Source organism: Amycolatopsis sp. NPDC114503 (genome assembly GCF_055633655.1).
The window spans coordinates 579,527-602,770 of the sequence record NZ_JBVKDT010000005.1 but is presented as its reverse complement, the minus strand read 5'-3'; the positions used below and the strand labels follow the sequence as shown (position 1 = coordinate 602,770).

Sequence of the window (23,244 nt, the reverse complement as noted above, 5' to 3'; positions counted from 1 at the left end):
GTGCTGACACCGGTGCCGAGCAAACCGCACACGAGTCTGGGACGCGTCCTCGAAGCGCTCGGGGACGTGCTCCTCGAACCGGTCGCCGTCGGCCGCGACACGCGGCGGCAGCTCGGCGGGGTGGTGATTCACGACCCGCACGACGACGCGGAATTCCCCGCGCAGGCGGTCGTCCTCGGCGTCGGCGTGCGCGAATCCGGCGAGATCGTGCAGCTCCTGCACGCCGTCGCCGCGCGCGGAGCCACCGCGCTGGTCGTGCGAGCGCCGGTCGCCGCCTCGGCGGAACTCGTGCGGGCGGCCAATTCCTCCGGGGTCGCCCTGCTCGGACTGGCCAGCGGCGCTTCGTGGGCGCAGCTGGCCGCCATGCTCCGCACGCTGCTGGCGGAGGGCGACGTCGGCGACGTTTCCCCACAGACGCTCGGCGGGATGCCGTCCGGCGATCTTTTCGCGCTCGCCAACGCCATCGCCGCGCTGCTCGACGCGCCGGTCACCATCGAGGACCGCAACTCGCGCGTGCTCGCGTTCTCCGGCCGTCAGGACGAGGCCGACCCTTCGCGGGTCGAGACGATTCTCGGCCGTCAGGTGCCCGAGCGGTTCACTCGCGAACTGGAGAAGGACGGCGTTTTCGAGCGGCTCTATCGCGACCAAGGCCCGGTTTACGTCTATCCGGGAGACGGCTACGACAAGAAGATCGTCATGCCCCGCGCCGCGCTCGCGGTCCGGGCGGGCGACGAGGTCCTCGGGTCGATTTGGGCCGCTGTCGACAAAGAGCTCAGCGAAGAACGTACCGCAGCATTGATCGATGCGTCGAAAATCGTTGCGCTGCATATGCTTCGGCTGCGCGCGGGAGCCGACGTCGAACGCCGGCTGCGGGCCGATCTGGTCAGCACCGCGCTCGAAGGCGGCACCGGCGCGCAGGAAGCCATCGCGCGCCTCGGGTTGCTGGGGCAGCCGACGATCGTGCTCGCCATGGGGCTGATCGAGGCGCCCGACGACGACCTCCGGCTGGTCGCCGAACGCCAGCGGGTCGCCGACGCGTTCGCCATGCACCTCAGCGCCGTTCAGCCCCGGTCGGCGGTCGCACTGGTCGGCGACGTCGCGTACGGCATCGTCCCGATGCCCGGGAACCACGGGGATTGCCGCGAACGCTCGGTGCGCGTCGCGTCGACCTTCCTGGAACGCACTGGCCGCCGGGTCGCCGCGGCGATCGGCATCGGACCGCTGGCGCTGGACGGATCCGGGCTGCGCGCCTCCCGCGACGGGGCCGACCGGGCGTTGCGCGTGTTGCTCACCAACGGCGGCTCGAAGCGGGTGATCGCCGCCGAGGACGCGCACATCGAGGCGTTGATGCTGGAACTGGCCGACCTTTCCGCGGCGCGCGGCGACGTCGCGACCGGGCCGATCGCGCGGCTGCTGGAGTACGACACCAAACACCAGTCGCAGCTCGTGCACACCTTGCGGTGCTGGCTCGATTCGTTCGGGGACATCAGCGCCGCCTCGGCCGCGGCGTACGTGCATCCGAGCACGTTCCGGTACCGCTTGCGCCGGCTGGCCGAGGTCGGCGGAATCGATCTCGACGACCCGGGGGACCGGTTCGCCGCGATGGTGCAGCTGCACCTGCTTCCGCGCGTCGAGAAACCCGAGGAGGGGTCGTGAGTGTTTAAGCCGGTTCTAACCGGCCTAAGCACTCACGAGACCCAGCCCTGCCGCCGCTCTGCTCCCCCTGACGGAAACCCCTCCGCAACCTTCCTGCGAACGCACCAACCCCGCCCCTGCCGGCCCCACCACAATGGGAAACCGGCGGTTCGCGATTTCCGGTGCGCACCAGGGAATTCCCGCCTGCTGCCGACAACGAAGTCCACAGTAGACAGGAGGGCCATGGCCACCGCATCCGAAACGATCGCCCGCCGCGCCGAGGAGGTCGGCGTCGAGGTCCGGTTGCACGCCGCCGAGGTCGACGGCACCCGCAGCCTCGGGATCGGCGAGGACGTTCCGGTCGTCCCCGCGTCGGTGTTCAAGGTCCCGATCGCGCTGGAGCTCGCTCGCCAGGCCGCCGAGGGAGTGCTCGATCTCGGCACGCGCATCACCGTCAAACCCGGGCACCCGACGCCGAGCCCGTACGGCCTCGCCACCTTTCGCCACGAAGTCCTGATGTCCTGGCACGATTTGGCGATTCTGATGATCGGAATCAGCGACAACGTTGCCACTGACCTGATTCTCGCCGAGGTCGGCAAAGACGCGGTAAATAACACGTTGCAACGCTTCGGATTCACGCAAACCGTCGTGCCGCAGGACTGCGGCGAACTGCTCGCCACCATCGGCGAGGATCTCGGAGTCTCTTACGAGGACGACGAACGCGCGCTCGCCGAACTCACCTACGAACAGGTTTCCGGGTTGCGCGCGCTGCAACCGGAAAAGTCCTGCCGCACCACCGCCGCCGAAATGACCCGGCTGCTGGGACTGATCTGGCGCGACGAAGCGGCCGCCCCGCAGGCGTGCGCGGACGTCCGGCGCTGGATGGAACTGCAGGTCTGGCCGCACCGCCTGCGTTCCGGATTCCCCGATGACGGGATCCGCACGAGCGGCAAAACCGGCACGTTGCCCGCCGTGCGCAACGAGGTCGGCGTGGTCGAATACCCGGACGGCGGGCGGTACTCCGTCGCCGTGTTCACCCGCGCCGAGGATTCCCGATCACGGGTGCCCGAGCGCGACGCCTTCATCGGTTTCGCCGCCGCGACGGCAGTGGAGTCGCTGCGCACGGCTTGATTCGTCGGAGCGGAGGAACTTTCCCCTCGCTCTCCTCGGTCCGGACGAACAAGTGACGTCCGCCACCGACCTAGCATTTCCGAAACGCCGGTCCACCCTCACCCGGACAGAAGGTGCACATGTCGAAAATTTCCGAAATCGAGACCTGGCTCCAGGAGAATTTCGCCGCTCTGCTGGCCAAGCATCAGGTTCCCGGAGCCGCGATCGCGGTGCTCGCCGACGGCGAGGTGATCGACCACGCGGCGGGCGTCGTCAACAAGGGCACCGGCGTGGAGTCCACTGTGGACTCGGTGTTCCAGATCGGCTCGATCACCAAGGTGTGGACGACCACGCTGGCGATGCAGCTCGTCGACGAGGGCAAGCTGGACCTCGACCGGCCGGTGCGCGACTACCTTCCCGAGTTCGTGCTCGGCGACGACGAGGCCGCGGCGGTGATCACCGTCCGCCAGCTGACCTGTCACACCGCCGGCTTCGAGGGCGACATCTTCACCGACACCGGACCCGGCGACGACTGCGTGGAGAAGCTCGTCGCGACGCTGTCCGACGTGCCGCAGCTCTTCCCGCCCGGCGAACGGTTCTCCTACAACAACGCCGGTTACTGCGTGCTCGGCCGCGTCATCGAGGTGCTGCGCGGCAAGTGCTGGGACGACTGCGTGCGCGACCACCTCTTCGCGCCGCTCGGCCTGACCCACGCGGCGTCCGGCCCGTACGACGCGATCCGCTACCGCGCCGCGATCGGCCATGTCTCCCCGAAACCGGGCGAAGACCCGGTGCCCGCGCCGATCTGGGCGCTCACCCGCTCGAACTCGCCCGCCGGTTCGACACTCGCGATGCGCCCGCGCGACCTGCTGACGTTCGCCCGGATGCACCTGAACGACGGCAAGGCCGACGACGGCGCCCAGGTGCTGCTGCCGGAATCGCTGCTCGCGATGCGCGAACCGCAGGTGGACGTGCCCTACCTCGGCATCATGGCCGAGCATTGGGGCCTCGGCTGGATGCTCTTCGACTGGGACGGCGGCAAGGTGATCGGCCACGACGGCGGCACCATCGGCCAGTCGGCCTTCCTGCGCGTGGCGCCCGAGCACGGCGTCGCGATCGCGCTGCTGACCAACGGCGGAAACCCGTTGCACGTGTACCACGAGATCTACACCAAGCTGCTGGACGAACTCGCCGGCATCGCGGTCCCGCCGCTGCCCTTGCCGAACCCCGCCGCCGCACCGGCCGACCTGTCCCGGTACACGGGCGAGTATTCGTCGATGGTCGCCGACACCGTCGTCACCGAGGAGGACGGCAAGCTCTGGATGAGCCGCACCCCGAAGGGAATCTTCGCCGAGATCGGCGCGCCCTCGGGAAAGGAAGAGCTGTTCCCGTGCCAGGGCGACACATTCGTCGGGAAAACCGAGCAGCTTCCGGGTGTCTACATGGCACACGCATTCGTCGGCGACGACGGGAACGGCCGCGCGCAGTTCCTCCACACTGGACGCGCGGACCGACGGGTCTCGCCGTGAGCGGGATCCGCGAACAGATCGAGGCCGTCTTCGCCGACGCTGGCGCGGAAGGATTCCTGCATGCCCGGGAGATCGGGGTGCAAGGTCCGGAAGTGTCGGCCGGCGGGGATGCCCCGGTCGTCCTCGCGTCGGTGTTCAAGATCCCGGTAGCGCTCGCCTACGCCCGCGAGGTCGCCGCTGGACGGCTGGACGACACTGAACGGACCAAGGTGACCGCGCGGTACCGGATCGGCGGCATCGGCACCGCGGGCTGCGCCGACGACGTCGAGATGAGCTGGCGCGACCTCGCGCACTTCATGCTCACGATGAGCGACAACGCCGCCACCGACGTCATTTACCACCGGCTCGGCCAGGAGACGGTGGACCGGGTGCTGGCCGATCTCGGGCTCGCCCGCACCCGGCTGATCGGCTGCTGCGAGGACCTGTTCGCGTCCGTCGTCTCCGATCTCGGCGGCACTCCGGATTCCGATCTCGAAGCACTGCTCGGCGGAGCGACGCCGGAGCAGCTGGACAAGCTGTCGGTCCGCGATCCGGAGCGCACCACGTCGTCCACGCCGCGCGAGATGACGACGCTGCTCGACGCGATCTGGACTGACCGGGCAGGCGAACCCGAAGCGTGCGAACGGGTTCGCACGATCATGGCGCAGCAGATCTGGCCGCACCGGCTGTCGTCGGGCTTCCCGTCCGGCGTGGCGATCGCGGCGAAAACCGGGACGCTGCCCGGAATCCGCAACGAAGCAGGCGTGGTGACCTTGGGGGACGGCCGCCGGTTCGCGGTCGCGGTGTTCACTCGCGCGCATTCTCTCGAAGACCGCCTTCCCGCGGTCGACGCGTCCATCGGCACCGCCGCCCGGCTGGCTGTCGACCACCTCCAGAGCGTGACCACGTAGGAGAAATCCCATGAAAACTGCCCGGCTCACCGCCGCGATGGCGGGCGTGGTGGCCTTGACCGTGAGCGCGTGCGGGGGATCAGCGCAATCCGGGACGGACCGGACCGCGAACCAGAAACTGGTCGACGGCAAGACTTTCACCTATGCCGTCCCGACCGATCCGGGAACGCTCGACCCGGCGATCACCGTGCTGTCGGTCGCCCGCAATCTCGACGGGTTCCTCTACGACGCCCTGATCAATCTCGACTCCAAGGGCCAGCCGGAGGCGGCGCTCGCGGAGAAGTGGGAAGCCGACACGACAACGGCGTCCTTCACCCTGCGCAAGGGTGTCACCTGCGCCGACGGCAGTCCGCTGACCGCGGCCGACGTCGCGGCGAACATCAACTTCATCGGCGACCCGGCGAACAAGTCCCCGCTGGCGGGCGTCACGGTGAAGACCGGCACCAAAGCGGTCGCCGGCGAGGGCACGGTCAAGATCACCAGCGGTGCGCCGGACGCGTTCCTGCTCCGCAACATCGCCGGCCTGCCGATCGCCTGCGCCAAGGGGCTGGCCGACCGGAAGACGCTCGCCAAGGGCGAGAACGGCACCGGCATGTTCACCATGTCCGAGATCGTCCCGAACGACCACTACACGCTGACCCGGCGCAAGGACTACACGTGGGGTCCCGGCCAGTTCGACCCGAAGCAACAGGGATTGCCGGACAAGATCAACGTCCGGATCGTCCCGAACATGACGACGATGTCGAACCTGCTGCTGTCCGGCGAGGTCAACGCCGCCTCGGTGATCGGGCAGGACCAGCAGCGGCTCAAGGCACAGCGGCTGTACCACGCCGACATCGTCGCCCCGTTCGGCGAAATGTTCTTCAACCAGGCGCCCGGCCGGTTCGGCGCGGACCAGGCGATGCGCCGCGCGCTGACCCAGGCGATCGACCTCCCGCAGGTCGCGAAGGTGCTGACCCGCGACGGCAGTGCTCCGGTCATGGGCATGGTCACCATGGAACCCCGGCCCTGCCAGGGCGATTCGGCCACCGGGAAGATGCCCGGCTTCGACGTCGCCGGGGCCAAGGCGGCGCTGGAGCAGGCGGGCTGGAAACCGGGACCGGACGGCATTCGCGTCAAGGACGGGAAGCGGCTGTCGCTGACCGCGATCTACGGAACGCAGGCCGGTCCGACGATGGCGCCCGGCGCGGAGCTGATGCAGCAGGGCTGGAAGGCAGTCGGCGTCGACGTCCAGCTCAAGGGCCTCGACAGTCCGGGGATCAGCCAGGCGCTGTTCGCCACCGGCGAGTGGGACATCTCGATGGCTCCGCTCGGCCTCACCGTGCCCAGCGAGCTGGTGCCGTTCATCTCCGGTGCGCAGCCGCCGGAGGGCACGAACTTCGCGCACATCAAGAACCCGCAGTACGACGCGCTGGTCACCAAGGCAGCCACGCAGGCCGGGCAAGCGGGCTGCGCGGACTGGCTGGCCGCGGAATCGGCGCTGTACGAGAAGCAGGACGTGGTGCAGTTCGCGAACTCGGTGGTCCCGACCTTCGGCAGCAACGCGAAGTTCGAGATCATCAACGGCTACATCAAGCCGGCCACCATCCGGATGTACGCCTGATGACCGGCGCGATCGCCGTCGCGGGCCCGAAGGTCAGCCCCTGGCTGACCTTCGGCGCCCGCCGCCTCGGGCGGTTCGTGGTGTCGCTGTGGGTGCTGGTGACCATGGCGTTCCTGATGATCCAGCTGATCCCGGGCGACCCGGTGCGTGCGGCGCTCGGCCTGACCGCGCCGATCGAGCTGATCAACGCCCGGCGCGCCGCGCTCGGCCTGGACCATCCGCTGTGGCAGCAGTACCTCGACTACTTCGGTGGACTCTTCCGCGGCGATTTCGGCACGTCGATGCTGACCGGGCAGCCGGTCGGCGACGTCATCTCCGACCGGCTCCCGGCGACGTTGCAGCTGGCGCTGCCCGCGTTCATGGTGGTCATCGGGCTCGCGATCCCGCTCGGACTGACGTTCGCCGTGCTGACCCGCGGCGGACGGCGTCGCGGCGCCGAACTCGGGTTCACCTCGGCCACCGTGCTGTTCGCCGCGATCCCGGAGTTCCTGGTCGCGGTGGCGCTGGTGGCGTTCTTCGCGGTGCAGCTCGGCTGGTTCCCGGTGGCAGGCCACGAGGGCGCGGGTTCGCTCGTGCTGCCGATCATCGCGCTGGCGCTCGGCCCGGCCTCGACGCTGTCCCGGATCGTCCGGGTGGAGACGCTTTCGGTGCTGGGCAACGATTTCGTCCGCACCGCACGGGCGAAGCGGCTTCCCGCGCGGATCGTCTACCTGCGGCACGCGCTCCCGAACGCGCTGACCGCGACCCTGACGCTCGGCGGGCTGATGCTCACCAGCCTCGTCGCGGGCACCGTGCTGGTGGAGAACGTGTTCGCCTGGCCGGGTCTCGGTTCGACGATCTCGCAATCCATTCTGCAGAAGGATTACCCGCTGGTGCAGGGAATCGTGCTCGTGTACGGCATCGGCGTGCTGCTGGTGAACCTCATCGTGGACCTGCTGCTGGCGGTCCTCGATCCGCGTTCGACGATCCGGGAGAACTGAGATGGCGAAACGGCGCGGACAACAGTGGCTGGCCGCGGTGCGCACCCCGCTCGGCGCGTTCGCCGCCGTCCTGCTCGTGCTGGTGATCGCGGTGGCGGTGCTGGGCCCGATCCTGTGGCAGGACGCGGCTTCGGCGATCGACACGAACGCGATCGGCCAGGGCCCGTCGAGCGACCACCTCGTCGGCACCGACGAACTGGGCCGCGACATTTTCTTCCGCGTGCTGGTGGCGACCCGGCTTTCGGTGCTGCTGGCGCTGATCGCCGCGGCGCTCGGCGTCGCGACCGGCCTGGTGCTCGGCATGCTGCCCGCGGTGCTGCCGCGTCCGCTGGGCAGACTGCTGACGGCGGCGATCAACATCGCGGTCGCGTTCCCCGGACTGCTGCTGGTGTTGTTCTTCGCGGTTATCTTCGGGGTGGGCACGCAAGGCGCGGTGATGGCGATCGGGTTCGCGCTGGCTCCGCAGTTCGCCCGGCTGACCCAGACGTTGTCGGCTTCCGTGGCCGGACGGGACTTCGTGTCCGCCGCGCGGGTCGCCGGAGTGGGGCGGATCCGGTTGCTGTTCAGGCACATTCTGCCGAACATCGGCGAGCCGCTGGCGGTCAACGCCACCATCGGCGCCGGTGGTTCGCTGCTGGCGTTCTCCGGGCTGTCGTTCCTCGGGATCGGTGTGCAGGCCCCGGATTACGACTGGGGACGGCTGCTCAACGAAGGCCTCAACGGCATCTACGTCAACCCGGCGGCGGCACTCGCGCCCGGTGTGGCGGTGGTCCTCGCGGGACTCGCGTTCAACCTCTTCGGGGAGACCGTCGCCGGAGTGATCGGCGTGCGGACTCGGTTGCCACGGTTGACTCCTCGGGTACTGCGAAAGTCCAAAGTGGACCCAGTTGCCGCGGACGACGCCGTGCTGGTGGTCGAGAATCTGGAAGTCGCGTTCCCCCGGCCGACGGGCTGGACGGTGCCGGTGCGCGGCGTGAGCTTCACCGTGCGAGCGGGCGAGGCGATCGGGGTCGTCGGCGAATCCGGTTCGGGCAAGAGCTTGACCGGGCTCGCGGTGTCGCGGCTGATCGAAGCGCCCGGTTCGGTGACCGCGGACCGGCTGGACTTCGCCGGAACCCCCGTGCTCACCACGCCGGAACGCGAATTGCGGACGCTGCTCGGGACGTCGCTGGCGATGGTCTTCCAGGACCCGATGACGTCGTTCAACCCGACCCGGCGGATCGGCCGTCAGCTCGCCGAAGTTTCCGAGCAGCACCAAGGGATTTCGCGAGCCAAAGCGTTCGAGCGAGCAGTCGACCGACTGCGCGCGGTACGGATTCCGGCGGCGGAACGGCGGGCGAAGCAGTACCCGCACGAGTTCTCTGGCGGCATGCGGCAGCGCGCGATGATCGGGATGGGCCTGATGGGCGACCCGAGGCTGATCATCGCCGACGAACCGACGACCGCGCTGGACGTGACCGTGCAACGGCAATTGCTCCGGCTGCTGGCCCAGACCCGCGCCGAACGGGACACCGCGATCATTCTGATCAGTCACGACATCGCGGTCGTTTCCCAGACGTGCGAACGGATTCTGGTGATGTACGCCGGGCGGATCGTGGAGGATCTGCCCGCCGCCGGTGCGGACATCACGCCGCGGCATCCGTACACGCGGGCGCTGCTGGCCACGACGATCGACCTGGAGACCGACCCGGACGCGCCGCTCGCGGTGATTCCCGGCCGTCCGCCGGAACCGGACCAGATGCCGGCCGGCTGCGCGTTCGCGAGCCGGTGCCCCGTCGCGACCGACCGGTGTCGCGAGGAGGATCCGGAACTGACCGTGCTCGCGCCGGAACATCGGGTGGCGTGCTGGCATCCGCATGCCGCACTGTCGGAAGCAGCGGGACTCGTCGTGGCGGGAGGGGCGGAATGAGCGCGCCTCGCCTCCTCCGTCCAAGGTCCGTGAGGGGAACCCCGAGGGAATCAGAGTCCCTCAGGGTTCCCCTCACGGACCGCGGAGCGGGGCAAAGGTCAGAAGAGGGAGGGGCGGAATGAGCGAGCTGGTCTTCGATTCGGTCAGCGTCCGATACGGCGGGCACCGGGGGCTCACCGCGGTGGACGGCGTTTCGCTGACCGTCCCGGCGGGCAAGGTCGTCGGTCTCGTCGGCGAATCGGGCTCGGGCAAGTCGACGCTCGCCCGGACTGCCGTCGGCTTGTCGCCGGTGAGCGCGGGCCAGGTGCTGCTCGGCGGCGTGGACGTGCGGAAACTCCCGCGCCGACGTCCGCTGCAGATGGTGTTCCAGGATCCGTATTCGTCGCTCAACCCGCGGATGACGATCGGCGAGTCGATCGCCGAAGCCATGCCGCGCGGGACGAACCGCAAGGCCGAGGTCGCCCGCCTGCTGGAACTGGTCAATCTCGATCCCGAGCGCGCCGGGCACCTGCCCGGCCAGCTGTCCGGCGGCCAGCGGCAACGCGTGGCACTCGCCCGGGCGCTGGCGGGTCAGCCGCAAGCGCTGATCGCCGACGAAATCACCTCCGCGCTCGACGTTTCGGTGCAGGGCGCGGTGCTCAACCTCGTGCGGTCGGTACAGCGGCACCTCGATTTGTCGATGCTGTTCATCTCGCACAACCTCGCGGTGATCCGGTATCTCAGCGATTTCGTCGCGGTGATGTACCTCGGCCGGATCGTCGAAGCCGGACCGGCCGCGCAGGTGCTCGCCGATCCGCAGCATCCCTACACCCGCGACCTGCTCGACGCCGCCCCGTCGGCGCACAAGTCGCTGTTCGACCTCGAACCCGGTCCGACCGCGGACGCGGAACCGCCGGATCCGCACCATCCGCCCGCCGGCTGCCGGTACCACCCGCGCTGCCCGGTCGGCCCGCTCGTGCGGAGCGACCGCGAGCTGTGCCTCCGGGCCGATCCGGCGGAGGACGCCGCGCCTCGGCTGCACGCCTCGGCTTGTCACTTCAGCGCATCCGAGGGCCACGAGCCCGCGATCTCTCAAGGAGCCAGCGTATGACCCGCCGTCTCGGCATCGATGACCTGTACGACCTCGCCGCGCCCAGCCAGCCCGCGCTTTCGCCGGACGGCAGCCGCATCGTCTACGTGCTGCGGACCGCGGACCGGGAGGAGGACCGGAACGTCGACGCGCTCTGGACGGTCGGCACTTCCTCCGGCGAGGCCCGCCAGCTCACCCGCGGAAACGCGGACGCGGCGCCGAAATGGGCCCCGGACGGCTCCCGGCTCGCGTTCCTGCGCGCCCAGGACGGCCCGCCGCAGGTGTGGGTCCTCCCGGCGGACGGCGGCGAGGCCGAGCAGCTCACCAAGCTCCCGCTCGGCGCGGGCGCGCCGGTGTGGAGCCCGGACGGCAGCAAGATCGCGTTCTCCGCGGCGATCGACCTCGCCGCGATCGTCGAAGCGCCGCCGGCGAACACGCCGATCGTCGCCGAGCGGCTGGACTACAAGTCCGACGGCCCCGGCCTGCTGAAGACCCTCCGCAGCCACGTGCACGTGCTCGACGTCGCCACCGGCGAAGTCCAGCAGCGCACCTTCGGCGACTGGCACGCCGGCCAGCCCGCCTGGTCGCCCGACGGCAAGCACGTCGCGTTCACCGCGTCCCTGGACGACGACGCTGACCTCACCTTCCGGTCCGCCGCCTACGTCCTCGACGTCACCGAGCGGAACGCCGAACCGCGGCTGGTCGGCACCGACCAGGGCATGGCGGGGACGGTCGGCTGGACCACCGACGGCAAGGCGCTTCTGGTGGTCGGCCGCACCGACACCATCACCGGACACCTCGGCCTGCTGCGCGTTCCGCTGGACGGCGGCGAGACGGTCGACCTGGCCGCCAGCCTCGACCGCAACGTGATGTCCGGCGGCCCCGGCTACCCGGGCGCGCTGCCGCAGCTGAACGAGGCGGGCGACGTCGTGCTGTTCGCGATTCGCGACCGCGGCTGCACGCATCTGTACGAAGTGGACCTTGCCGGTGGCGACCCGCGTCCGGTGCTGGTCGGCGACGGCAACGTCGTGTCCGGAGTGGACTTGGTCGGCGACCGGGCCGCGATTGTGTTGGCTACCAGCGAATCCTTCGGTGAAGTCGCCGTACTCGACCGTGCCACGGGTTCGGTCGATGTGCGCACGAAGCACGGCGACACAGTGTCCGAAGTGGAATTGTTCGGCCGCGAGTCGCGCGAATTCACTATCAGCGACGGCACCGTCGTCCAGGGCTGGCTGATCCGCGACACCGAACGCACCGGCCCGCAGCCGTTGCTGATCGACATCCACGGCGGTCCGCACAACGCCTGGAACGGCGCGGCGGACTCGATTCACCTGTACCACCAGACCCTTGCCGCGCGCGGCTGGGCAGTGCTGCTGATCAACCCGCGAGCCAGCGACGGTTACGGCGAAGCGTTCTTCACCGCCGCCATCGGCGCGTGGGGCAGCGCGGACGCACCGGACTTCCTCGAACCGATCGACCAGCTCGTCGCCGAAGGTCTCGCCGACCCGGACCGCCTCGCCGTCACCGGGTACAGCTACGGCGGCTACATGACCTGCTACCTCACCAGCCGCGACGACCGCTTCGCCGCTGCGGTGGCCGGTGGCGTCGTCAGCGATTTGACGAGCCTGGCCGGGACTTCCGACGGCGGCCACTACATGGCAGTCAACGAATTCGCCGGACTCTCCTCGGACAAGTACGAGAAATCCTCCCCGCACGCGCAGGTCGAGAAGGTCCGCACGCCGACGCTGATTCTCCAGGGCGGCGAAGACGTCCGGTGCCCGGTCGGTCAGGCCGAGCAGTGGTTCACCGCGCTGCGCGAGCGCGATGTGCCGTCCCGGCTGGTGTTGTACCCGGGCGGCGCGCATCTGTTCATTTTGGACGGTCCGCCGTCGCACCGCGTCGACTACAACCGGCGCGTGGTCGACTGGGTCGAGCAGTACGCGGGTTCGCGGGTGCCGATCGACGCCGCGCACTGGAGCCGTCGCCTGGCGGAGCTGGCACGCAAGCACGACGTTCCCGGTGCGTCGCTGGGACTCCTGCGCGTCGACACCGGCGAGGAGGTGTTCGCGACCCACGGTGTGCTGAGCACGGCGACCAAGGTCGAGGTCACCGAGGATTCGCTGTTCCAGATCGGCTCGATCTCCAAGGTGTGGACGTCGACCGTGGTGATGCAGCTCGTCGACGAGGGCCTGCTCGACCTCGACGCGCCGATCCTCGACGTGCTGCCCGAACTGCGGCTGTCGGATCCGGAGGTGGCCAAGAGAGTCACCATGCGGCACCTGCTGACCCACACCAGCGGCATCGACGGCGACATCTTCACCGATACCGGCCGCGGGGACGACTGTGTCGAAAAGTTCGTCGACCTGCTGGAGGACGCCGCGCAAAACCATCCTCTCGGCGCGACTTTCTCCTACTGCAACTCAGGTTTCGTCCTCATGGGCCGAGTGATCGAGAAGCTCACCGGGAAAACGTGGGACGCCGCGATGCGGGACAAGCTGTACACCCCGCTCGGCCTCACGCACACGGTCACGCTGCCGGAGGAGGCGCTGCTGTTCCGCGCCGCCGTCGGCCATGTCGCGCCGGACGGCGAGGACCCGGCTCCGGCTCCGGCCTGGCAGCTGCCGCGCTCGGCCGGACCGGCCGGCCTGATCACCGCGCGCACCGCGGACGTCCTCGCCTTCGCCCGCCTGCACCTCACCGGCGGCCTGACCGCGGACGGCACGCGAATCCTGTCGGCGGAATCGGCCGCGGCGATGGCGGACAAGCAGGCCGACGTCCCGGACAAGCACACCCTCGGCGATTCGTGGGGCCTCGGCTGGATCCGCGACGAGTGGGGCGGCCGCCGCATCATCGGCCACGACGGCAACACGATCGGCCAGTCGGCGTTCCTGCGCCTGCTGCCGGACGCGGGCCTCGCGGTCACGCTGCTGACCAACGGCGGCCACACGCGGGACCTGTACACCGAGCTGTACCGGGAGATCTTCGCCGAGCTCGCCGACGTCGCCATGCCGCGTCCGCTCGAACCCCCGGCCACGCCGGTCACCGCGGACGTGAGCCGGCACGTGGGCGTGTACGAACGGGCTGGCGCGCACGTCGAGGTGGTGGAGCGCGAGGGTGGTTTGCGCGTCGTGCACACCACCACCGGACCGCTCGCGGAGCTGATGCCGGACAAGGTGCAGGAGTTCGACCTGGTGGCGGTCTCGGACACGCTGTTCCTGCTCCGCATGCCGGGCGGGCAATTCTGGACGCCGGTGCTGTTCTACACGCTGCCCACGGGGGAGCCGTATCTGCACTTCGGTGCGCGGGCGACGCCCAAGGTGTCCTGACTCTGGAGGGGCTGGGTTCGCTCAGCCCCTCCAGCTCGTCACTCCGAGTAAGCTCGGGCCGTGCCGGAAATCCGCCCGAGACCCGCTGTGGTCTCGCAGATCGTGGAGAAGCGCGGCCACCTCGCGCACGGGGACGGCATCGCGCCGCACCGGCATGTCCAGGGGCAGTTGCTGTATCCGTCGGCGGGCGTCCTCGCCACCACGACCGAGCGCGGCACCTGGGTCGCTCCGGCCAACCGGGTCGCGTGGACGCCGCCGGGTTTCGAGCACTATCACCGTGCGTACGGCCAGACCGAGGTCCGGGTGCTGGAGTTCTCCGGAGAACTCTCCGCGTCGCTGCCGGATCAGCCGACGGTGTTCGAGGTGACGCCGTTGCTGCGGGAGGCATTGCTGGTCCTCACCAGCGGCCGGACGCTTCGCCCGGAGGCCCGGGAGCGGCTTCGCGGAGTGGTCGTGGACGAGCTGGTCGTCGGCCCCGACGAGGCGATGTACCTACCCGCCGCGTCCGACGACCGCCTGCGCGCGGTCACCGATCTCCTGCACGCCAACCCTGCGGCGTCGCTGACGCTGGCCGAGTTCGGCCGGACTGTCGGCGCGGGGGAGCGGACCTTGAGCCGCCTTTTCCAGGCCGAACTCGGGATGAGCTTTCATCAATGGCGGAGCCTGCTGCGGGTTCAGCACGCGCTCATCCGGCTGGCCGAGGGCGACGCCGTCATCGACACCGCGGCACGGCTGGGGTGGGCCAATCCGACGAGTTTCATCGAGGCGTTCACCGCCGTGGTCGGCCAGACGCCTGGCCGCTATCAGCAGGAGTTGCGCCGCGGCGATCGGTGAGGTTGGCGGGTTTCCGGAAGACCTAGTCGGGCTGTTGGTACCGCTGGCGGCGGGGTTCCGGCGAACCTGGAGACATGCCAGAAAACACCACTGTAGTGATCGTGGGCGCCGGAGTAGCCGGACTCACTCTCGGAATTTTCCTGCTGCACAACGGAATCGATTGCGTCATTGTCGAGAAGCGCAGCCGGGAATACGTCGAGCAGCGCCAGCGAGCCGGGGTCATCGACACCCGGGCGGCCCGGATGTTCCGCGCGCACGGCCTCGAAGACCGGGTCGTCGGCGGCGTCCCGACCCAGCCGGTGCTGAACTTCCACATCGACGGCGAAACGCGCCCGCTCGCCCTGGACGCGGGTGACCAGGGCGACGGACGGTTCTGCCCCCAGCAGGTGCTGGTCCGGAACCTGATCAAGGTTTTCCTCGACGACGGCGGGGATCTCCGCTTCGACACCGAGGTTTCGATCGAAAATCTCGACCGCCCGCTGGTCCGCTGTTCAGACAACCAAGCGATCGCCTGCGAATTCATCGCCGGATGCGACGGAGACCGAGGCGTCAGCCGAGCCGCGATCCCCGATCTCACGCGCTACACCCACGAATACGGTTACGCGTGGCTGACAGTATTGGCGGAAGTACCCGCCAAGCACCAATCCATGATGGCGCTCCACACCCGTGGCTTCGCCGGTCAATTCGCCCGCGGTCCGCAGGCGAGCCGGTTCTATCTGCAATGCCCGTTGGACAGTTCCCTCGAGGAATGGACCGACGACCGAATCTGGGCCGAAATCGAAGCCCGTTTCGAGGAACCCATGACCCACGGCACGATCGCCAGTACGCAATTGGTGCCGCTGCGAAGCGTGGTGCACAGCACGATGAATCACGGCCGCCTGTACCTCCTGGGCGACGCCGCTCACATCGTCCCGCCCATGAGCGCGAAAGGAATGAACCTGGCCTTGCATGACGCCGAGCTGTTCGCGGACGCCGTTGTCCGCTACCGGAAAGAACAGGATTCAAGCCTGCTCGACAGCTACTCGGCGACGGCCCTGCGGCACGTCTGGAAATACCAGGCTTTCGCGAAGTGGTGGACCGAATTGGTGCACAACGCCGGTGACGCTTCCTACGAAGGCGAATTCCGGCGGCAGACCGCTCGGGCCGAACTGAAGGGACTGTTCGAGCCCGGCCCGGCGAACCGGTCGCTGAGCGAGTTCATCGCCGGGCTCGCCTGAGTCAGTCCTTGCGGCGGGCCATGAACCGCACCAGCAGCAAGACCAGGCACGCCACCGCTATTCCGCCGCCGATGTACCGGTAAGTGGCTTCCAGCCCGGCGAACTGGCCGATCGAATTGGCGGCGGCACCGGCGAGAAAAACGAGCCACAGCAAGATAGTCACAACAGGGCCGCCGGCGGTGCGGCTACGGGAAGTCTCCATGCCGAGAACACTATGGACAGACGAGGGCGTCAACCACGCCGCAGACCCCCAACTTCGTGGTAGCGCCTGCGCTACCTCTTCCCGTTGAGATAGGCCAGCACCGCCAGCACCCGCCGGTGTCCATTGTCCTCCGGCAAGCCGAGTTTCGCGAAGATATTGCGGATGTGCTTGAGCACCGTCCCGTCGCTGACCACCAGCAGTTCCGCGATCGTGGCGTTGTTGTAGCCCTCCGCCATCAACCCGAGCACCTCGCGTTCGCGCGCGGTCAAGGCGTCGAGCGGGTCGCGGCGGTGCGCCAGCAGCTGGGTCACCACCTCGGGGTCCATCGCCGTGCCGCCCTCGACGACGCGGTGCAGCGAGTCGAGGAACTTGGCGACCTTGCCGACGCGTTCCTTGAGCAGGTAGCCGACCGCGCCCTTGCCGTCCGCGAGCAGCTCCGCCGCGTAGCCGGTCTCCACGTGCGCGGAGAGCACCAGCACCGGCAGACCGGGGTGCAGCTGCCGCGCCTGGACGGCCGCGCGCAGGCCCTCGTCGGTGTGCGTCGGAGGGAGGCGGACGTCGGTGATCACCGCGTCCGGGCGGTCCTCGCGGACGAACGCGAGGAAGTCGTCGGTGTGGTCGAAAGCCGCGGCGACCTCGATGCCCGAGGTGTCCAGCAGCAACACCAGTCCTTCTCGCAGCAGGGCGTCGTCCTCGACGATCACGACCCGCATGGCAACTCCACTTCCAGAACAGTCGGTCCACCGGGCGGACTCGTGAGCGTGACCGTCCCGTCGAAAGCCTCGGCGCGTTTCCGGATCCCGGCCAGCCCGCTGCCCTGGGATTCGTCCGCGCCGCCGCCGCCGTCGTCGCGGATTTCGATCCGCACGGTGTCGACGGTGCCGTCGAGCGTAATCGACGCGTGTTCCGCGCCGGAATGCTTGGTCACGTTCGCCAGCGTTTCGGCCACGATGAAGTACACCGCCGCCTCGACCGCGGCCGGCCGGCGCGCGGAACTGCGAACGTCCACAGTGCACGGAACCGCGCACCGGTCGGCGAGGGCGGTGATCGCGCCGTCGAGGCCGCGGTCGGTCAGCAACGGCGGGTGGATGCTCCGCACGACCGTGCGCAATTCGGCGAGTGCTTCGGTCGCCGCGTCCTGCGCCTTGCCGAGCAATTCCCGTGCCTTGGCTGGATTTCCCTCGAAAAGCTGATCCGCGATCCCGAGCTGCAGCACGACCGCCGACAGCCGCGCCTGCGTCCCGTCGTGCAGATCGCGTTCGAGCCGGCGCAGTTCGGCGCCGTGCGCCTCCAGCGCGGCGGCGCGGGTCGCGGTCAGCTCGACGACCCGATCGGTGAGCCCGGCACCTGGCCGAGGGCCGAGAAGCGCCCGCGTCGCAAGGGCTTGCCAGCGCGCCAGCGGCGAGGCCCAGAACGTGAGCGCGATCATGACGATCCCGCTGAATACGCAGAGCGCGGCCGACGGCCAAGAGTTCACCATGAATTCCAGCGAGCTCTGGATTCCGCCGGGCACCAGCCACCAGAACACGCCGGTGAGGATCTGGCGCAGTCCGCCGAGCGGCAGGCCGAACGCGAGCACCCCGACGATGAAGCCGACCACGGCGTGCACCGCCAGCCACGCGAGATCCCGCAGGCTCGCCGGGTCGCGAATCGGCGAAACGTTGGCGTAGGGCTCGGCGATCGGCTCGCCGAGCCTGCGGCCGGCGCGGCGGCGTTCGAACCGCAGCGGGTAGCGGATCAGTTTCAGCGCGACCGGGAGTGCCGGGATGCCGACGCCGATCAAGCACGTCACCAGCACGATGGCCATCGCGAAAAAGAGCAGCATGGCGAGGAACGCGGTCGCGGCCCCCACCAGCAGATAGCGGAGTCCGGACCACCACGAGCGCAGCCGGTTCTTCACCCGCACAGTGTCCCATTAGGACTTCCTCACCGGGAGTGGTGGTGCCTGCGCTACCCCCAAGACTCCCGCGCTCGGGATCGTTTTCGCCCTCCCTCGGCCATAGCTTCGATATCGACAGAGAATCTGCTGGTCCGAGGAGCGACACGAAGATGAACACAGGCGGTACACACGCCCTGAGGCTGGAAGCGGTGCGCAAGATCTACGGCTCCGGCGACGGCGCGGTCACCGCGCTGGACGGGGTGTCGGTCGGGATCCAGCGGGGCTCCTTCACCGCGGTCATGGGGCCGTCCGGATCCGGAAAGAGCACCTTCCTGCACTGCGCGGCCGGGCTCGACCGGCCGAGTTCGGGAAAGGTGCTGCTCGGCGAAACCGAACTCGGCGGGCTCCGGGAACGAGCGCTCACCGAATTGCGCCGGACCCGGATCGGGTTCATTTTCCAGGCCTACAACCTGCTGCCGTCGCTGAATGTGCTGCAGAACATCACCCTGCCGATGCGGCTGGCCGGCAAGAAGCCGGACTCCCGCTGGCTGCGCGAGATCGTCGACGGCGTCGGCATCGCGAAGCGGCTGGAGCACCGCCCGGCGGAGCTGTCCGGCGGGCAGCAGCAGCGCGTCGCGATCGCCCGCGCGCTGATCACCCGGCCGGAGGTCGTGCTCGCCGACGAGCCGACCGGGGCGCTCGACACCCGCACCGCGCGCCAGGTGCTCGACCTGTTGCGCACCGTGGTCGACCAGATGGGCCAGACCGTGCTGATGGTCACCCACGACCCGGTCGCCGCGTCCGCCGCGCACGGAGTGTTGTTCCTCGCCGACGGCAAGCTGGCCGGTCACCTCCCGCAGCCGACCCCGGAGCGGGTCGCGCAGCGGTTGACCCACCTCGGGGAGTGGTGACCGCTATGTGGTCGTTGGCTTGGCAGACGACGAGGGCCCGGCTGAGCGGGTTCGTCGGCGCGTTCATCGCGGTCCTCTGCGGCACCGCGCTCGTCGCGGGCTGCGGCATTCTCATGGAATCCGGCCTCCGCGCCGGAGTCCCGACCCAGCGCTACGCCGACGCGGCCGTGGTGGTCGGCGGGCTGCAGACCACGAAACCGCCTGGCTCGGATTTCGGCGAGTCCGAGCAGGTCAGCGAGCAGACCACGGTGCCGGAGACGCTGGTCAAGAAGATCTCCGAGGTGCCCGGGGTGCGCCAGGCGGTGCCGGAGCAGGACTTCCCGGCGAACGTCGTGACGTCCAGCGGCCAGGTGCTCACCGGTCCGAACGGCACCCAGTCGCGCGGACACAACTGGGACGCGGCCGTGCTGGCCCCGTTCTCCCTTCGCGAAGGCCACGCTCCCGAAGCGGCGAACGAAGTGGTTCTCGACGCGGAGCTGGCTGCGCGCGGCGGCGTTTCGGTCGGCAGCACGGTGCGGATTTCGACCCGTTCCACGCCGATGGAATTCCGGGTCACCGGCATCGCCGCGGCCAAATCCGGCACCGGGCTGACCCGGCAGTCGGCTTTGTTCTTCTCCCCGGCGCGCGCCGCTGATCTTTCCGGGAAGCCCGGGCAGGTCCACGCGGTCGGCGTGCTCGCCGCTCCCGGAGTGGCGACGGGCGAGCTGGAAGACCGCATCAGCGCGGCAGTCAAGGGCGAACCGGTCACGGTGACTGCCGGGATGGAACGCAGCACGGTCGAATTCCTCGACGTGAGCCAGACCCGCGTGATGCTGTTCGCGCTCGCGGGTTCGTTCGGCGGGTTCGCGATCCTGGTCGCGGTGTTCGTCGTGTCGAGCACGCTGGCTTTGGTGATCAACCAGCGACGGCGGGAATTCGCGCTGCTGCGGGCGATCGCCGCTACGCCCAAGCAGATCCGCAAGCTGATCAGTGCCGAAACCATGCTGGTCGCGAGTGTCGCCGGAGTGCTCGGCGCGGGGCTGGGCGTGGCCGTCGCCTACGGATTGCGCAACTCCTTCGCCGCGGTCGGTGTGATCCCGCAGGACTTCGGTCTCGCGATCGGCCCGCTCCCGCTCGTCGCCGCGCTCCTGCTCGGCCTGGGCGCGGCACGGCTGGCCGCGTGGTCGGCGGCGAGGAGGCCGTCGTCGATCCGCCCGATCGAAGCGCTCGGCGAGGCGGCTGTCGAACGCCGCGAACTCGGCCGGACCCGCCTGCTCGTCGGCTGGCTGCTGGTGGTGCTCGGCTTCGGCGGCTCGACCGTCCCGATGTACGTGACCGGTCCGGGGGCGCTCGCGGCCTCCTCGATGTCCGCGCTGGTGGTCGTGATCGGGCTCTCGCTGCTCGGGCCGAAGGTGGTCTCCTTCATGACCCGGATCATCGGCCCGGTGTACTCCGGCGTCTCGCGGATCAGCGGATACCTGGCCGCGGCGAACAACCAGGCCAACGCCCGGCGGCTCGCGTCGGCGGTGACCCCGGTGATGCTGGCGGTCGCGTTCGCGATCTCGATGTTCTACAGCCAGACGTCGTCCGCTGCCGCCACCCAGGAGCAGGCGGTCCGGTCGACGACCGCGGACCACGTCCTGACGAGCAGGACCGGCGCGTTGTCGCCGGAGGTCGCCTCGGCGGCGCGGGCGATCCCCGGAGTCGCGGCGGCCACCTCGGTGATCCGCACCGACGTCGTCACCACGGTCAAGGAGGACCAGCGGCTGCGTGTCATGAAGTACCCGGCGCAGGGGCTGAACGGCGACCAGGTGCGCGGCGTGCTCGACCTCGGCGTCGTGTCCGGGAATCTGGCCGACCTGCGCGGCGACACCGTCGCGATGAGCAAGAGCGAAGCCGATTGGTACGAAAAGAAAATCGGCGACGAGGTCGACTTCTGGTTCGCCGACGGCCGTCCCGCGAAGGTGAAACTGGTCGCGGTCTACACGCACAACCAGGCATTCGGCGAGTACGTGCTGCCCGCCGATCTCGCCCGTGCGCACACCGGCGACCGGATGGACAGTTCCGTTCTGGTGCGAGAAGACCCGAACGCGGACCCGGCCGCGGTGACTGCCGCGTTGCGCGACCTCAGCGCTCGTTACCCGGGTCTCACCGTAACGCCCAGCTCCACGGTTTCCGCGTCGGAGAATGCTTCGGCACAGCAGCAGTTCTATCTGAACCTCGTCGCGGTCGGCGTGATCCTCGGCTACGTGGTGATCTCGGTAGCCAACACGCTGGTGATGACCACGGCGCAGCGCTCGCGGGAATTCGCTCTGCTGCGGCTGATCGGCACGACCCGTGGCCAGGTCGTGCGGATGATGCGCCTGGAAGCCTTGGCGACCGCCGGTATCGCGGCATTGCTCGGCACCGTGGTGGCAGCAGTTCCGTTGGTACTGCTCAATCTTTCCCTGCGCGACACCCCGCTGCCGTCGGGAACGCCCGCGGTGTTCGGCGGAATCATCGCCGGAGCGTTCCTGCTCAGCCTGGTCTCGCTCGGACTGTCCACTCGGGTCACCTTGCGCGCCAAGCCCATTGATGCCATCGGCCTCCGCGAATAAGAAAGAAAAACGAATGCGCACCTTGCTGACACAGCTTTCGGTGGCAGCCCTCACCGCGGCGGGCTTGCTCCTGCCCGCCGCGGCGGACGCCTCACCGAGCCGTTTCCTCGACCAGACCACGATTCCCGATCTGCAGCGCGCCATGGACCACCGGCAGCTGACGTCGGAACAATTGACGCGCGGCTACTTGCGCCGGATCGAAGAGCTGAACCCCAAACTGCACGCCGTCGTGCAAACCAATCCGGACGCGCTGCCGGCGGCGAAGGAGAGCGACGCCCGCCGCCGGACCCGTTCCTCCCGCAGCCCCCTGGAAGGAATTCCGGTGCTGCTGAAGGAAAACATCGACACCGCGGACCGGCAAACGACCACCGCCGGCTCGACCGCGATGCTCGGTTCGCGTCCGGCCAAAGACGCGTTCCTGGTCCAGCGCCTGCGCGCCGCGGGTGCGATCGTGCTCGGCAAAGCGAACCTGTCGGAATGGTCGAACTTCCGCTCGAACGGACAGATCCCGGGCTGGAGCGGAGTCGCGGGCCAGACGCGCAATCCCTACGCGCTGGACCGCAGCCCGTGCGGTTCGTCAAGCGGCTCGGCAGTCGCCGCGGCGGCCGGTCTCGCGACGGTCGCCATCGGCACCGAAACCGACGGTTCGATCGTGTGCCCGGCAGCCTCGACCTCGACCGTCGGGGTGAAGACCAGCCTCGGCGCGGTGAGCCGCAGCGGCGTCGTGCCGATCACCGCCCAGCACGACACCCCCGGCCCGATCGCGCGCAACGTCACCGACGCCGCGCTCACCCTCTCCGTGCTCACCGGCGCCGACCCGGCCGACCCCGCCTCAGTCGCGGCTGCGCTCCCGAAGGACATGCCTCTGAATCGCAATGCCCTGCGCGGCAAGCGAATCGGTGTCTGGCGAAAGGGTCACTCCGGCATCGACCAGCAAGCCGATCGCATCTTCGAGTCCACAGTGCACACTCTGCGTTCGCTGGGAGCGACGGTCGTCGACGGAGCAGACGTCGAGGACATCTCCTGGTCAGTCAAACCGGATCTCTTCCCGGCCCTGTTGTCCGAGTTCAAACACGACCTGAACGCCTACCTGGCCGCGACTCCCGGCGAACACCCGCGGAATCTGTCCGAGCTGATCGCCTACAACGACCAGCACCGGGACGTCGAGATGCCGCTGTTCGACCAAAGCCTCCTCGTCGAGGCGAACGCCGCCGACAGCAACCTGAACGACCAGACCTACCGCCGGCACCGCGCCGCCGCGACGGGCATCGCGCAACGGTCGATCGACGACGTACTGGCGGCGAAAGGCCTGGACGCGATCGTCACCCTGAGCGGCTTGCCCGCCTCGCCGCTGGACCGCCCAGGCGACCCGAGGTTCTTGAGCAGCACCCGAAACACATCTGTGGCCGGCTACCCGAACATCACCGTGCCAGCCGGATTCGCCGGACCGCTGCCGGTCGGTATTTCTTTCCTGGGCACGAAATACCACGACGCGCAGTTGCTCGGTTTCGCTTACGCGTACGAGCAGGCGACGCACGCGCGGCAGGCACCTCGGTACCTGCCCGCCGCTTAGG

The 23,244-nt window shown here is 69.1% G+C and carries 17 protein-coding genes; 14 read left to right on the top strand and 3 right to left on the bottom strand.

Annotated elements, in window-relative coordinates; translation table 11 throughout:
- The 11 genes from ACZ7OI_RS24530 (at window position 1) to ACZ7OI_RS24480 (ending at window position 16,102) form a co-directional block, all read left to right on the top strand.
- Entirely contained in the window at window positions 1–1,656 is a 1,656-nt protein-coding gene (locus ACZ7OI_RS24530) for a PucR family transcriptional regulator (protein WP_470266498.1), read from the top strand.
- Window positions 1,657–1,878: 222 nt separating this feature from the next.
- Entirely contained in the window at window positions 1,879–2,766 is an 888-nt protein-coding gene (locus tag ACZ7OI_RS24525; protein ID WP_470266497.1) for a serine hydrolase, read from the top strand.
- Window positions 2,767–2,885: 119 nt separating this feature from the next.
- Window positions 2,886–4,274 (top strand): serine hydrolase domain-containing protein, encoded by a 1,389-nt coding sequence (locus ACZ7OI_RS24520; protein WP_470266496.1) that lies wholly within the window; start codon window positions 2,886–2,888, stop codon window positions 4,272–4,274.
- Complete coding sequence (locus ACZ7OI_RS24515; RefSeq protein WP_470266495.1) at window positions 4,271–5,164, top strand: serine hydrolase; 894 nt, start codon at window positions 4,271–4,273, stop codon at window positions 5,162–5,164. The genes ACZ7OI_RS24520 and ACZ7OI_RS24515 overlap by 4 nt, the downstream gene beginning before the upstream one ends.
- A gap of 10 nt (window positions 5,165–5,174) precedes the next feature.
- The gene (locus ACZ7OI_RS24510) at window positions 5,175–6,767 is read left to right on the top strand and encodes an ABC transporter substrate-binding protein (RefSeq protein ID WP_470266494.1); all 1,593 of its coding nucleotides are present in this window, start codon (window positions 5,175–5,177) and stop codon (window positions 6,765–6,767) included.
- Window positions 6,767–7,747, top strand: a complete 981-nt coding sequence (locus tag ACZ7OI_RS24505; protein ID WP_470266493.1) for an ABC transporter permease — start codon at window positions 6,767–6,769, stop codon at window positions 7,745–7,747. The genes ACZ7OI_RS24510 and ACZ7OI_RS24505 overlap by 1 nt, the downstream gene beginning before the upstream one ends.
- Window position 7,748: 1 nt before the next feature.
- On the top strand, window positions 7,749–9,656 hold the full coding sequence (locus tag ACZ7OI_RS24500) for a dipeptide/oligopeptide/nickel ABC transporter permease/ATP-binding protein (protein WP_470266492.1): 1,908 nt from the start codon (window positions 7,749–7,751) through the stop codon (window positions 9,654–9,656).
- A gap of 118 nt (window positions 9,657–9,774) precedes the next feature.
- A complete protein-coding gene (locus ACZ7OI_RS24495) occupies window positions 9,775–10,746 on the top strand; it encodes an ABC transporter ATP-binding protein (protein WP_470266491.1) in 972 nt (323 codons plus the stop codon).
- Complete coding sequence (locus tag ACZ7OI_RS24490; protein WP_470266490.1) at window positions 10,743–14,051, top strand: serine hydrolase; 3,309 nt, start codon at window positions 10,743–10,745, stop codon at window positions 14,049–14,051. The genes ACZ7OI_RS24495 and ACZ7OI_RS24490 overlap by 4 nt, the downstream gene beginning before the upstream one ends.
- Window positions 14,052–14,111: 60 nt before the next feature.
- The gene (locus ACZ7OI_RS24485; protein ID WP_470266489.1) at window positions 14,112–14,885 is read left to right on the top strand and encodes an AraC family transcriptional regulator; all 774 of its coding nucleotides are present in this window, start codon (window positions 14,112–14,114) and stop codon (window positions 14,883–14,885) included.
- A 74-nt stretch (window positions 14,886–14,959) separates the two neighbouring features.
- Entirely contained in the window at window positions 14,960–16,102 is a 1,143-nt protein-coding gene (locus ACZ7OI_RS24480; protein ID WP_470266488.1) for a 4-hydroxybenzoate 3-monooxygenase, read from the top strand.
- 1 nt (window position 16,103) lies between these two features.
- Here ACZ7OI_RS24480 and ACZ7OI_RS24475 read toward each other — a convergent pair whose 3' ends face one another.
- From ACZ7OI_RS24475 to ACZ7OI_RS24465, 3 genes are all read right to left on the bottom strand, one after another.
- Complete coding sequence (locus ACZ7OI_RS24475; protein WP_470266487.1) at window positions 16,104–16,304, bottom strand: hypothetical protein; 201 nt, start codon at window positions 16,302–16,304, stop codon at window positions 16,104–16,106.
- Between the two features lie 71 nt (window positions 16,305–16,375).
- Window positions 16,376–17,017, bottom strand: a complete 642-nt coding sequence (locus ACZ7OI_RS24470) for a response regulator (RefSeq protein WP_470266486.1) — start codon at window positions 17,015–17,017, stop codon at window positions 16,376–16,378.
- The gene (locus ACZ7OI_RS24465; protein ID WP_470266485.1) at window positions 17,005–18,204 is read right to left on the bottom strand and encodes a sensor histidine kinase; all 1,200 of its coding nucleotides are present in this window, start codon (window positions 18,202–18,204) and stop codon (window positions 17,005–17,007) included. Before ACZ7OI_RS24465 ends, ACZ7OI_RS24470 begins: the two co-directional genes overlap by 13 nt.
- Before the next feature lie 149 nt (window positions 18,205–18,353).
- Here ACZ7OI_RS24465 and ACZ7OI_RS24460 point away from each other — a divergent pair, with 149 nt between their 5' ends.
- From ACZ7OI_RS24460 to ACZ7OI_RS24450, 3 genes are read left to right on the top strand one after another with little or no spacing between them, the layout of a single operon-like run.
- Complete coding sequence (locus ACZ7OI_RS24460; protein WP_470266484.1) at window positions 18,354–19,094, top strand: ABC transporter ATP-binding protein; 741 nt, start codon at window positions 18,354–18,356, stop codon at window positions 19,092–19,094.
- 5 nt (window positions 19,095–19,099) lie between these two features.
- Window positions 19,100–21,670 (top strand): ABC transporter permease, encoded by a 2,571-nt coding sequence (locus tag ACZ7OI_RS24455; protein ID WP_470266678.1) that lies wholly within the window; start codon window positions 19,100–19,102, stop codon window positions 21,668–21,670.
- A 13-nt stretch (window positions 21,671–21,683) separates the two neighbouring features.
- Window positions 21,684–23,243, top strand: a complete 1,560-nt coding sequence (locus tag ACZ7OI_RS24450; protein ID WP_470266483.1) for an amidase — start codon at window positions 21,684–21,686, stop codon at window positions 23,241–23,243.
- Window position 23,244: the final 1 nt, after the last annotated feature.

Coding starts and splice junctions, on each gene's coding strand:
- ACZ7OI_RS24455 (WP_470266678.1), top strand. CDS start 19,100: ATGTGGTCGTTGGCTTGGCAGACGACGAGGGCCCGGCTGAGCGGGTTC.
- ACZ7OI_RS24475 (WP_470266487.1), bottom strand. CDS start 16,304: ATGGAGACTTCCCGTAGCCGCACCGCCGGCGGCCCTGTTGTGACTATC.
- ACZ7OI_RS24460 (WP_470266484.1), top strand. CDS start 18,354: ATGAACACAGGCGGTACACACGCCCTGAGGCTGGAAGCGGTGCGCAAG.
- ACZ7OI_RS24510 (WP_470266494.1), top strand. CDS start 5,175: ATGAAAACTGCCCGGCTCACCGCCGCGATGGCGGGCGTGGTGGCCTTG.
- ACZ7OI_RS24525 (WP_470266497.1), top strand. CDS start 1,879: ATGGCCACCGCATCCGAAACGATCGCCCGCCGCGCCGAGGAGGTCGGC.
- ACZ7OI_RS24490 (WP_470266490.1), top strand. CDS start 10,743: ATGACCCGCCGTCTCGGCATCGATGACCTGTACGACCTCGCCGCGCCC.
- ACZ7OI_RS24520 (WP_470266496.1), top strand. CDS start 2,886: ATGTCGAAAATTTCCGAAATCGAGACCTGGCTCCAGGAGAATTTCGCC.
- ACZ7OI_RS24495 (WP_470266491.1), top strand. CDS start 9,775: ATGAGCGAGCTGGTCTTCGATTCGGTCAGCGTCCGATACGGCGGGCAC.
- ACZ7OI_RS24450 (WP_470266483.1), top strand. CDS start 21,684: ATGCGCACCTTGCTGACACAGCTTTCGGTGGCAGCCCTCACCGCGGCG.
- ACZ7OI_RS24500 (WP_470266492.1), top strand. CDS start 7,749: ATGGCGAAACGGCGCGGACAACAGTGGCTGGCCGCGGTGCGCACCCCG.
- ACZ7OI_RS24480 (WP_470266488.1), top strand. CDS start 14,960: ATGCCAGAAAACACCACTGTAGTGATCGTGGGCGCCGGAGTAGCCGGA.
- ACZ7OI_RS24470 (WP_470266486.1), bottom strand. CDS start 17,017: ATGCGGGTCGTGATCGTCGAGGACGACGCCCTGCTGCGAGAAGGACTG.
- ACZ7OI_RS24505 (WP_470266493.1), top strand. CDS start 6,767: ATGACCGGCGCGATCGCCGTCGCGGGCCCGAAGGTCAGCCCCTGGCTG.